Origin of the sequence: Phenylobacterium sp., assembly GCF_031412415.1 — a bacterium.
In the GTDB taxonomy this organism is placed as follows: domain Bacteria; phylum Pseudomonadota; class Alphaproteobacteria; order Caulobacterales; family Caulobacteraceae; genus Phenylobacterium.
Genome location: NZ_JANOCX010000211.1, coordinates 1 through 10,775 on the forward strand (window position 1 = coordinate 1; position 10,775 = coordinate 10,775).

A 10,775-nucleotide genomic window follows, 5' to 3' on the forward strand; every position below is an offset into this window, starting at 1 on the left:
GCCAGGCGCGCGCGTTCGGCCGGCGGCAGGGTGGCGGCGAAGTCGACGATGCGGCTCTCGACGCCGCCCCGGATCTGCATCTCGCGCACCCGAGCCGCATCGAGATCGCGCTTGGCCGCCGCGGCGTCGAAGGGGTCTGCGTCGAGACGGCGCCAGGCCGCGGCGCGGGCCGCACGAACCTCGGCCATGCCGGCGCGAACCTCGCCGGCCTCGCCCCGCAGCAGCCCGCGAAAGGCCCGGCGCTTTTCGGGCGGCAGTTCGGCGCCCGCCGCCCACAGGGGTTGACCTCCCCGCGTCGCGCTTGGGCGCTCGTGGCGGAACTTCTGGCCGACCACCAGCCCGCCGACGACGGCGCCGATCAGGAACACGTTCAACGCCAGGGAGATAAACAGGATGATGGCGAGGGTCTTGCGGCTCATCAGGCGCCGTCTCCCGTCAGGTCGGTGGTGAGATCGTCATAGCCGTCCAACGCCGCGCTGACCGACTCATCCGGCTGCGCGACATTCGAGATCTCAACGCCGACGACGAGGCCGGCGGCGCAGGCCGCGGCGAGGCCGGCGCCAAGCCCCGCGCCCCAGAACCAGGCGATGATCCCATTGCGGGCGCGCGGCGGGGGCGCAGCGGCGATCACCCGCTCCCGCAAGGCGTGGCTGACCGGCACGGGCGTCCAGGCGTCCATCAGGGCGTCCAGTTCCCCAGCCCGCGCCAGGGCGGCGGCGGCGAGATCGGGCTGCTCGATCATCATGGCGCCCGCGGCCTCGCGTTCGGCGGACGGCCACCGGGCGACGTCGCCACCGTAGGCCTGGGCCAGGATTTCGAACCGTTGTGGGGTCATGCGGAACGCCTCATGGCTCGATCATATCGGACAGCGCCACGCGCAGGGCGCGCCGGCCGCGCGACAGCAGACTCTCCAGCGCCTCGATGCTGACGCCCATCAGGGCGGCGGCCTCGATGTTGGTGACTTCCTGGTAGTGGCACAGGCTGACGGCCTCGCGCTGGCGATCGGGCAAGGCGGCCATGGCCGCGGCCACCCGTCGGCCAACATCGCGCGCCTGCAGCCCCCGATCGGGCCCTGGCGCGTCGTCCGCGAGGTCCGGGGGGTTGTCCATGGCGACCTCGCGACGGCGGCGCAGGCGGTCGTAGCAGAGGTTGAGCGCCACTCGGTGGAGCCAGGTGTCGAACCGGGCGCCGCCCGGCTTCCAGTTCCCAGCCTGCTTCCAGGCGCGGATGAAGGTCTCCTGGGCCACATCCTCGGCCTCGGCGGTCTCGCCCAGCATGCGACCGGCGAGCGCCAACAGCCGCGGCAGCTTGCGGGCCACGAGGCTGCGCACCGCGGCGGGATCGCCCGCCGCCACACGCGCCAGCAGCGCTTCGTCGCCCTCGCCTGGGTCCAAGCCTCACCTCGCCTTGCGGCGGACTATAGATCTCAACCTGCGTCACGGCCCCGGTTCTGGCGCAGGGTGAGAATCTCACCCTTGCTGAGCCAGCCATCCTTGTTGGTGTCGCCGCGCTCAAAGCGGACGCTGGCGGCGGCGTCCATCTCGGCCCTGGTCACGGTCGCGTCCTTGTTGGCGTCCAGCCGCTCCCAGATCCGCTCGCCGATCGCCGACATGCCTGGTGGAAAGGCGAGCTCGCCCCGGGCGATCTTACCGTCCTTGTTGGCGTCGAAACGCGCCATCATTCCGTCGGCCTGGCTTTTGCGGAACTCCGCCAGGGTGACGCGGCCGTCCTTGTCCAGGTCGGGATTGGCGCGTTGGCCGATCTGGGCCTGGGCGGAGCCCGCGACGCTGAGCGCGGCCATGACGATGATCAGACGCGGCATTCGAAATCCCTCCTTGGCCTACTCAGCGTTTGAACGTCGCGCGCGGCGATGTCCGTCGCTCAGGTTCGCACGATGGTCTCATAGGCGCGTCGCGCGGCCTTGCGCGCGGCCTCCAGGCGGGTCCGCAGCGCCCGGAAATCGCGGACCCCGCCCGCTCGGGCCAACAGGGCGCGAAAGGCCTTGGGCTCCTCGCCAGGATCGGCGCTGTCGCCCAGCGCCACCTTGAGCAGTTGGGTCAGGTCTTGCTGAAGCTTCCAGGCCTTCTGCAGATCGGCCAGGGCCTGGGCGGGCGCCAGGGCGCTCGCCGACGCCAGGGCCGCGGCGGTGTTCTGGTTGAGCGGTCCCCCTTGGGCGGCATGGGCCAACTGCAGGAACTGCGCGGCGAACTCGATGTCCACCATGCCGCCCGGCGACAGCTTCAGGTCCCAGTCGCCTTTTGGCGGGCGCTCCTTCTCCATCAGTTCGCGCATCTCCATGACGTCGGCGACGGTGCGCGCTGGGTCGCGGGGCCGGCGCAGCGCAGCGTCGATCGCAGCCTCCGCATCGGCCGCGAATCCAGGCGAGGTCGACCACACGACCCTTGCGCGGGTCAGCGCCATCAACTCCCAGGTCTCAGCCTCCCGGTCGTAGTAGTCCTCGAAAGCCGGGAAACTCACCGCCACCGGCCCCTTGGTCCCCGACGGCCGGAGCTGCATATCCACCTCGTAGAGCTCGCCCTCGCCGGTCGGGGTGGACAACGCCGCGATCAGCCTCTGAGTGAACCGGCCGTAGAAGACATCGGCGCTCCACTCCTTGACGCTGGAGACCGCTCCTGGGGCGGCGGCGCGGTAGAGCGTCATCAGGTCCAGGTCAGAGCCCGCGCTCATCTCCTTCGAACCGCATTTTCCCAGAGCGATCACGGCCACGTCGCCTGCGAACGCGCCGCCCAGCCGCTCAGCCTCGGCCAGGGCGGCGGGCGCCAGGATCTCGATGCAGATATCGGCCAGGTCGGCGAAGGCGCGGCCGGCGGTCTCGGCGCTGGCGGCTCCGCTCATCACCTGCACGCCGACCCGGAAGGCCTGCTCGCGGTGCACCCGGCGCACGGCGTCCATCACCGCCTCGAAGCCTTCGGCGCGAGAGACCGCCGCGGCCATCGCCCGGCGGTCCTCCTCACGGTCCAGATCGGCGAAGAACGCGCCGTCCAGCATGGCGTCCAGCGCGGCCGGACGCCGAGCCAGCGTATTGGCCAGGCGAGGCGCGAAGGCCATGACCTGCACCATCAGCTCAAACAGCCTGGGCTGAGCCAGGAACAGCGACTGCAGCTGCACCCCCGATGACAGCTTGGAGAAGAAATCTTCGAAGCGGGCGAAGGCCGTGTCGGGCGCGCCGGTCGCCTGGGCGGCGTCCAGCAGGCGCGGGGCCAGGCGGGTGAACAGCTCCCGTCCCCGTTCGGTACGGGTCGCCGGGATGTGGCCGTGGTGCCAGCCACGAATGGTCTGGGCGATGCGAGAAGGATTGGAGAACCCCAGCCGCGCCAAGGTGGCCAAGGTCTCGGGATCGTCATCGACCCCGGTGAACACCAGGCTTCCGAACTTTGACGAGAGCTGCTCCTCCTCCGGGAACAGTTCGCCGTAGCGCCGGTTGACGGTCTTCAATGTCCGCTCGACCGCCGCGTCGAAACTGCGCAGCCGGTCGAAACCCGCCAGCGCGCCGACCCGCTGGCGTTCGCTGTCGGACTCCGAAAGCCTATGGGTCTGCTCGTCGGCCAGCATCTGGATGCGGTGCTCTATGGCGCGTAGGCGGTCGTAGGCTTCGGTCAGCTCCTCCGCCGCGCGGGCCGAGACATGGCCCGCCGCCGCCAGGGCGGCGAGCGCGTCCAAGGTGCGGGGCGAACGCAGCTCAGGATGACGCCCCCCCAGGATGAGCTGCTGAGTCTGGACGTAGAACTCGATCTCGCGAATGCCGCCCCGGCCCAGCTTCAGGTCGACGCCCTTCGCCGTCAGGCGCTCGTCGACCTTATGGACGTGGATCTGGCGCTTGATCGAGTGGATGTCGGCTATGGCGGCGAAGTCGAGGTTCTTGCGCCAGATGAAGGGGGCCAGCTCCTCCAGGAACGCCTGTCCGCGCGGAATGTCGCCGGCCGCGGCCCGGGCTTTGATGAACGCCGCCCGCTCCCAGTTCTGGCCCACGCTCTCGTAGTAGTCGAAGGCCGCCGCCGCCGGGATCGCGGGCGGCGTGGAGGACGGATCGGGGCGCAGGCGCAAGTCGACGCGGAAGACATACCCATCGGCCGTCTTGTCTTGCATCAGATCCGCCAGCCGCTGGGTCAGCCGCACGGCGAAACCCTGGCTCTCGACACCCTGCGCCAAGGGCAAGGCGTCGGGCTCGTAGAAGATCGAAATGTCGATGTCGCTGGAGTAGTTCAGCTCATAGGCGCCGTGCTTGCCCATGGCGATGCAGAACCAGCCAGGGACCGGCCCCGCCTCGCCAGCGCCCAATTGAGTCAGGCGTCCGGCCTCCAGTTCGCCCCGCGCGGCGACAGCCAGCGCCGCGGCCAACGCCGCATCGGCGAAGCGGGTCAGGTTTCCGGTGACGGCGTCCAGGTCCCAGAACCCGCCCAGGTCGGCCAGGGCGATCAGCAGGTGGGCCTCGGCCTTCAGCATCCTCAAGCCAGCCTTGGCCGCGTCCCAGTCAGCGGTCGCGAGCGCCCGGGTGCGATCCAGCAGCTCGGCGAACCGATCATCGGGGTCGGCCGCCAGCAGGGCGCGCAGGCGCGCAGGGTCACGGCGCGCCAGGCTGGTCAGGTAGGGCGATGCGCCGAACACCGGTGCGAGGGCCGGCCAGGCGGCCTCGAATTCAGCCATCCAGTCGCCCCGCGTCGCCGCCTCGACCAGGACAAGCCGCGCCCGTTCGGCGGCCTTGGGATCAGCCACCGGACCACACGGCGCCATCCGCGCAGCCAAGGCGCCAGTCGGTGGGATTTGCTTCGCACCGGCGGTCATCGAAGAATTCCAACTAGCTTTAGTGCAAGCCTTGAGCACAAATGCGCCGCGTCGTCCGATAGGAGGGGTTCGAAGATGCGCCTCGTGGAAACTCTCACACTACCAGTCCTATCGCGCGGTTCCGACGCGGCCATGCTGCTCATGCGCCTCGTGGTCGGTGGGTTCCTGATCTTCGGAGTCTGGGACAACATCGCAAGCGCCGAGCGCATGACCGAGTTCGAGGGCTTCCTCTCCAAGTTCGGGTTTCCGTCGCCCGAGTTCATGGCGCCGCTGTCGGTCTGGGCGCAGTTCGCCTGCGGCGTGGCCTTCATCACCGGCTTCGCCACCCGGTGGGCCGGGCTGATCTGCGCGTTCAACTTCGTAGTCGCCATCGCCATGGTCGACCATCATCAGGGGATTCGCGGCGCCTTCCCCTCGGCGTGCCTGGTCGTGATCGGCCTCTACCTCGCGACGTATGGGCCAGGGCGCCTGGCCTTCGACGCCTGGCTGGCCCGACGATCGGCCTAGAAACTCGATAGCGCCGCCACCAAGCTTGAGTGTTGATGTCGCCATGACATCGCTGCGCCGCCTCCTGACGCTGACGCCCCTCCACCCCGGCAGCGATGTCATACTGCTCTTGGTCCGCCTCCTTGTGGGCGGGTTCCTGCTCTTCTCGGCCGCGCCCTATGGCCTCGAGGGCGCGAAGCTGGCTGAGTTCGCCGCCTTCATGGGCAAGTACGGCTTCGCCGCGCCGCACCTGATGGCGCCGCTGTCGGTCTGGGCGATGCTGCTGGCCAGTCTGGCCTTGATCGCAGGTTTCGGAACCGGCTGGGCGGGCCTGGTCGTCGCGTTCAACTTCGTGGTGGCCATCGCCATGGTCGACCGCTTGCAGGGGATCACCGGGTCGTTCCCCTCGGCGTGCCTGATCGCCATGGGGCTGCTGCTGGCGGCGGTCGGACCCGGCCGCTACGCCCTCGACGCCCGGATCGCCAAGAACAGCTAGGCCGCGCGCGGCAGGATCAGGGCGACGCGCAGGCCAGGACCCATCTCGCCGACCTTGCCAGGCCCCTCGGCGAGCTCCAGTCGCCCACCATGGGCTTCGGCCACGGCGGCGACCAGCGAGAGACCCAGGCCTGAGCCCGGCTCGCTACGGCTGTTCTCCAGGCGCACGAAACGTTCGACCACACGCTCGCGATCTTCGTCGGGCACGCCGGGCCCGGTATCGGTGATGGAGTACTCCACCTCGCCGGACGACCTGCGCCGGACGCGCAGCATGATCGCGCCCCCGGCCGGAGTGTACTTCACCGCGTTGTCGAGAATGTTGGCCAGGGCCTGGGCAAGGAATTCGCGGTTGCCGCGCACCTGCAGGTCGGCGGCGAACTCCGCGGCGAAATCCAGCCCCTTGTCCTCGCAGACCGGCTCGTAGAGCTCGGCCATGTCGCCGCCCAGCTCGGCGGGATCGAACATCGCCTGATCGGGCGCCTGACCGGCCGCCTGCAGCCGAGCGATCGACAGAACCGCGCCGAAGGTCTTCAACACCCCGTCGGTGTCCTCCAGCGCCTGGCCTAAGGCCTCCTCGGCGTTGCCCTTGCCGGCCTCCACGTCGAGATAGGCGGTCTCCAGCCGCGCCCGCAGCCGCGTCAGCGGCGAGCGCAGGTCGTGGGCGATGGCGTCGCCGGCGTGCCGATGGCCGGCCATGGAACGCTCCAGCCGGTCCAGCATCTCGTTCAGGCCGGCAGCCAGCTCGTCGAACTCGTCGCGGGTCCCGCGAACGTCGGCGCGCGCCTCCAGATCGCCGTTGCGCACCGCGGTCACCACGTCGGCCAGACCGGCCATGCTGCGGCTGACATTGCGGCTGACCAGCAAGCCGCCCAGCAGACCCAGCACGATCACCAGGGCGCCGGCGCCCCACAAGGCCCGGATGATCTTCAGCACATAGGCCTGGTCGTCGCTGACATCCGCGCCGACGAACAGGATCTCGCCGCCGCGAAGCTGCTCCTGGAAGCCACGGGCCGGGTGCTTGCGCGCTCGGCCGTTCACGTCGATGTCGGTGACGGAGAAGCTGGCCCGGGCGGGCGCGCCGTTGAAGTCCTCCACCGGCGACTCGGCGATGGATCCCGAGATCTGCTTCCCGTCCTTGGTCATCAGCAGGTAGAGGAACGGCCGCTCGCTGGCCGCGCGCTCGATCAGCGACTGGTTCAGAACGTTCACGCCGCCCCGCTCGTAGGCGGCCATCAGGGCGCGCATCTCGCGCCCGATGTCCTCATCGGTACGCCGCGTCGCCTCCCCGGCGGTGGCCAGGTAGATATAGGCCAGGAAGGCGCTGGCCGCGGCGGCGAACAACGCCAGGAACAGCAGGGTCAGCCGGAACGGCGTGGTGCGAAAAAGCCTGGGCAGGCGCATTGGCCCGTCCGGACGCTAGGGGTCGAGGCGGTAGCCCGCCCCGCGCACCGTTTGCAGCATGGGCTTGTCGAAGCCCTTGTCGATCTTGGAGCGCAGGCGGGAGATGTGCACGTCGATGACGTTGGTCTGGGGATCGAAGTGATACTCCCAGACCTTCTCCAGCAGCATGGTGCGCGTCACCGACTGGCCGGCGTGGCGCATCATAAACTCCAGGAGCTGGAACTCGCGCGGCTGCAGATCGATCTCCTTGCCTTGGCGATGCACGGCCCGGCCGATCAGATCCATCTCCAGCTCGCCGACCCGTAGCCGGGTCTGGACAGAGCCGGTCTCGCGGCGCCGCGACAGGGCCTCGACCCGGGCGATCAGCTCGGCGAAGGCGTAGGGCTTGACCAGATAGTCGTCGCCGCCCGCCTTCAGGCCCTCCACCCGGTCGTTGATCTCGCCCAGCGCCGACAGGAACAACACCGGGGTCTGGTCGCCCTCGCGCCGGATGGTCTGGACCATGGTGACCCCGTCCATCCGCGGCATCATGCGGTCCACGATCATCACGTCGAACTCGCCGGGCCCGCGGGCCGCCGCCAAGCCGTCCTCGCCGTCGGCCGCCCGGGTGCATTCGTGGCCGGCCTCGGTGAGGCCGCGATCCATGACTTCGGCCGCCTCAAGGTCGTCCTCGACAATCAGGATGCGCATCGACTCAGTCCCCCGGAGATCATTCCACCTAACCGGAAATCTTCAGCGGCAGGAAGGATGTGCGGCCGCCGCGGTGGACACCCACGAGGACGCTAGGCCGGCCGGCCTTCTTGGCGATGTCGACCTGGGCGGCGAACTCCGAGGCGCTGCCCACCGGCAGGCCGCCGGCCTGGACGATGATGTCGTCCTTGCGCAGGCCACGCTGGGCGGCGTCGGACGCCTGGTCGACGCGGTCGATCAGTACGCCTCGGACGCCGGGGTCGAGGCTCAGGCGCCGGCGGGCGGCGTCGTCCAGCGGCGCCAGGGCGAGGCCCAGGACCACGGGACGCTGAGCCTGGGGCGTCGCGCCCTCGGCTCCGCCGCGGCTTGCGCCGCCTTGCGTGTTGTCGTTGGCCGCCAGCTCTCGCTCGGTCGGACGCACGCCCGAGCGGATCTCCACGACCCGGCGCTTGCCGCCGCGCAGCACGTCCAGCTTCAGGACCTCGCCGGCCTGGGCCTTGGCCACTTCGCGCGTCAGCTCGGACGAGCTCTTCACGTTCACGCCGTTGACGGAGGTGACGATGTCGCCCGATTGCAGGCCGCCGCGCTCGGACGGACCGCCCGGGGTGACATTGGCCACGATGGCCCCGCGCTGGGCGCCGAGGCCTTGGGCCTCAGCCATCTCGGCGGTGAAGTTCTGGATCGAGGCGCCGATATAGCCCCGGGTGATCTTGCCGCCCGCGATGAGCTGCTTGGTGATGGCGTCGGCCACCTCGGCGGGGATGGCGAAGCCGATGCCCACCGAACCGCCCGAGGGCGAGAAGATCGCGGTGTTGACCCCGATCACCCGGCCATAGACGTCGAAGGTCGGGCCGCCGGAGTTGCCGCGGTTGATGGGGGCGTCGATCTGGATGTAGTCGACGAAGGTCTCGCCGATGTCGCGGCCATAGGCCGAGATGATCCCGGCCGTGGCGGTGCCGCCCAGGCCGAAGGGGTTGCCCACCGTGATGACCCAGTCACCGACACGGGGCTTGGCCGCGTTCTCGAAGTTCACGAACGGGAAGCCCGAACCCTTCACCTTGAGGACCGCCAGATCCGTACCCTCGTCGCGTCCCACGACCACTGCGTCCAGCTCGCGCTCATCCTTGAGCACAACCTTGATTTCCTTGGCGTTCTCGACGACGTGGTTGTTGGTGACCACATAGCCGTCGGCTGAGATGAAGAAGCCCGAGCCCGAGGACTGCTGCGGCGGCAGCCGCGGTCCGCGTCCAGGCGGTTGTCCTGGCTGTCCGGGCGTTCCCGGTTGCGCGTCCTCTTCACCGCCCGGCGCCTGGCCTCGCGGGTTGATGTCGAAGGGGAAGTTCTCGAAGCCCGGAATGCGCCGCAGGGCCGCCGGATCGGCATCCGAGGTCACGTTGATCGAGACCACCGCGGGCGAGACCTTGTCGAAGATGTCGGCGAACGATAGCGGCGCGCCCGGCGGGGGGGCGAAGATCGGGGCGGTGGAGGCGCGGATCAGCAGCCCCTCGTTCCCGGTTCCCGGCGAGCGATCGCTGAGGCCCGCGCCGGCAAGGGCGGCGGTGGCGACACCGACGCCGGCCATGGCGCCGAGGAGGTAACCGGTCTTCTTCGAGGTCATAAGCCTTCAATTTCCCTGTGGGAGTGAGCCGCACATACCATGCGCCCGTCCCGAACAACCTAGGTTCGATGCCAAAGAGCGCAACGTCTCTCAAGTTACGTTTAGGTCACGCTCCGAGCTTCATAGCGTCCGATATTGGGCGCAACTTTGTCATGGCGCGTCGCCCGCGCCCTCCTCGTGCGAAAGCCGTGCCAGCCGAGCGGCCTCGTCCTGCGACAGCTCCCCCTCCGCCGCGCGGTTTCGGAAGCCGCCGACCAGCAGCGCCAACCCCAGGCCCACGACCAGAAACGGGGCGCCCCAGAGCGCGGCGTTGCCCCAGGAAAAGGCGGGCTTGAGCAGGACATACTCGCCGTATCGTTCGGTTAGATGGTCGCGGACCTGATCGTCGGACTTACCCGAGGCGACCTGGTCGCGGACCAGCCGGCGAAGGTCGGCGGCGAGTTCGGCGCTGGAATCGTCGATGGATTCATTTTGGCAGACCAGGCAACGAACTTCGCGGAACATCGCCCGGGCGCGGGCTTCCTGGGCCGGATCGGCCAGACGCTCGGCCGGGTCCGACGCCGCGGCCAGGCAGAAGACCGCCGCGAGGATCGCCAGGCCCCGCCTCATGGCTTCGCCTGCGCCTTGGCGCCGACCCCCATCCGCAACCGACGGTCCGACAGGGAGATCACCCCGCCCAAGGCCATGATCGCCGGCCCGATGAAGATCAGCAGGGCCCAGGGGTTCCAATAGGCGCGCACCAGCCAGACGGGGCCCGCCGCGCCAGGTCGGCGCTCGCCCAGCACGACATAGAGGTGGCTGACGCCGAGGGTGCAGATGGCGACCTCCGAGGTGGTCTGGCCGCCCGTGGGATAGAACCGCCGCTCGGGTTGCGGCTTGCAGACCAGGGCGTCGGCGCGGCTGGCGCGAAGGCTGGCCCGCTCGGCGTCGTAATTCGGACCTTCGACGCCGCGCACCTGTTCCAGCACGAGATGATAGGCGCCGACATCCAGGCTGCCCCCGACGGGAATGGCCTCCGCCGCCTCCAGCTTCCAGCCGGTCTCGAAGCAGGCGCCCAGGACGAAGACGCCAAGACCCAGATGCGCCAGGGTCATGCCCCACGCGCCGCGGGGCAGGCCGGCAAAGCGCCGCCAGGTGTCGGCGAGAGACCCGCGGAAGGCCCGCGTGCGCTCGGCCAGCTCCACCAGCGCGCCGATCACCAGCCAAGCGCCCATGCCGACGCCGACCGAGGCGAAGGCCTGGCGCGGGCTGACCAGGACAAAGGCGGCCAGGCCGCAGGCCA

At 69.6% G+C, this 10,775-nt stretch carries 12 protein-coding genes; 2 read left to right on the forward strand and 10 right to left on the reverse strand.

Annotated features, from left to right (window positions below):
* The 5 genes from RMO04_RS10295 to RMO04_RS10315 all read right to left on the reverse strand — a co-directional run.
* Positions 1-419, reverse strand: a 419-nt coding sequence (locus tag RMO04_RS10295; protein WP_309644691.1) for a periplasmic heavy metal sensor, incomplete at its 3' end; no start/stop codon positions are given.
* Positions 419-835, reverse strand: a complete 417-nt coding sequence (locus RMO04_RS10300; protein ID WP_309644692.1) for a hypothetical protein — start codon at positions 833-835, stop codon at positions 419-421. The genes RMO04_RS10300 and RMO04_RS10295, both read right to left, overlap by 1 nt.
* A gap of 10 nt (positions 836-845) precedes the next feature.
* Positions 846-1,394: an RNA polymerase sigma factor gene (locus RMO04_RS10305; protein WP_309644693.1), complete on the reverse strand. Its 549-nt coding sequence runs from the start codon at positions 1,392-1,394 to the stop codon at positions 846-848.
* Positions 1,395-1,426: 32 nt separating this feature from the next.
* Positions 1,427-1,822, reverse strand: a complete 396-nt coding sequence (locus tag RMO04_RS10310) for a hypothetical protein (RefSeq protein ID WP_309644694.1) — start codon at positions 1,820-1,822, stop codon at positions 1,427-1,429.
* 59 nt (positions 1,823-1,881) lie between these two features.
* Entirely contained in the window at positions 1,882-4,803 is a 2,922-nt protein-coding gene (locus RMO04_RS10315; RefSeq protein WP_309644695.1) for a bifunctional [glutamine synthetase] adenylyltransferase/[glutamine synthetase]-adenylyl-L-tyrosine phosphorylase, read from the reverse strand.
* A 132-nt stretch (positions 4,804-4,935) separates the two neighbouring features.
* Between RMO04_RS10315 and RMO04_RS10320 the strand changes: the two genes are divergently transcribed.
* Both RMO04_RS10320 and RMO04_RS10325 read left to right on the forward strand, forming a co-directional pair.
* On the forward strand, positions 4,936-5,310 hold the full coding sequence (locus tag RMO04_RS10320; RefSeq protein ID WP_309644696.1) for a DoxX family protein: 375 nt from the start codon (positions 4,936-4,938) through the stop codon (positions 5,308-5,310).
* 43 nt (positions 5,311-5,353) lie between these two features.
* Positions 5,354-5,785 (forward strand): DoxX family protein, encoded by a 432-nt coding sequence (locus RMO04_RS10325; RefSeq protein WP_309644697.1) that lies wholly within the window; start codon positions 5,354-5,356, stop codon positions 5,783-5,785.
* Here the strand turns inward: RMO04_RS10325 and RMO04_RS10330 are convergent.
* The 5 genes from RMO04_RS10330 to RMO04_RS10350 all read right to left on the reverse strand — a co-directional run.
* Positions 5,782-7,185 carry a HAMP domain-containing sensor histidine kinase gene (locus tag RMO04_RS10330; protein WP_309644698.1) on the reverse strand — a complete coding sequence of 468 codons (1,404 nt, stop codon included), beginning with the start codon at positions 7,183-7,185 and terminating at the stop codon, positions 5,782-5,784. The genes RMO04_RS10325 and RMO04_RS10330 overlap by 4 nt on opposite strands.
* 15 nt (positions 7,186-7,200) lie before the next feature.
* On the reverse strand, positions 7,201-7,875 hold the full coding sequence (locus RMO04_RS10335; protein ID WP_309644699.1) for a response regulator transcription factor: 675 nt from the start codon (positions 7,873-7,875) through the stop codon (positions 7,201-7,203).
* 28 nt (positions 7,876-7,903) lie between these two features.
* Complete coding sequence (locus tag RMO04_RS10340) at positions 7,904-9,493, reverse strand: Do family serine endopeptidase (protein ID WP_309644700.1); 1,590 nt, start codon at positions 9,491-9,493, stop codon at positions 7,904-7,906.
* 150 nt (positions 9,494-9,643) lie between these two features.
* Complete coding sequence (locus RMO04_RS10345; protein WP_309644701.1) at positions 9,644-10,102, reverse strand: cytochrome c-type biogenesis protein; 459 nt, start codon at positions 10,100-10,102, stop codon at positions 9,644-9,646.
* A partial coding sequence (locus RMO04_RS10350; protein WP_309644702.1) for a cytochrome c-type biogenesis CcmF C-terminal domain-containing protein occupies positions 10,099-10,775 on the reverse strand: 677 nt, incomplete at its 5' end. The genes RMO04_RS10350 and RMO04_RS10345, both read right to left, overlap by 4 nt.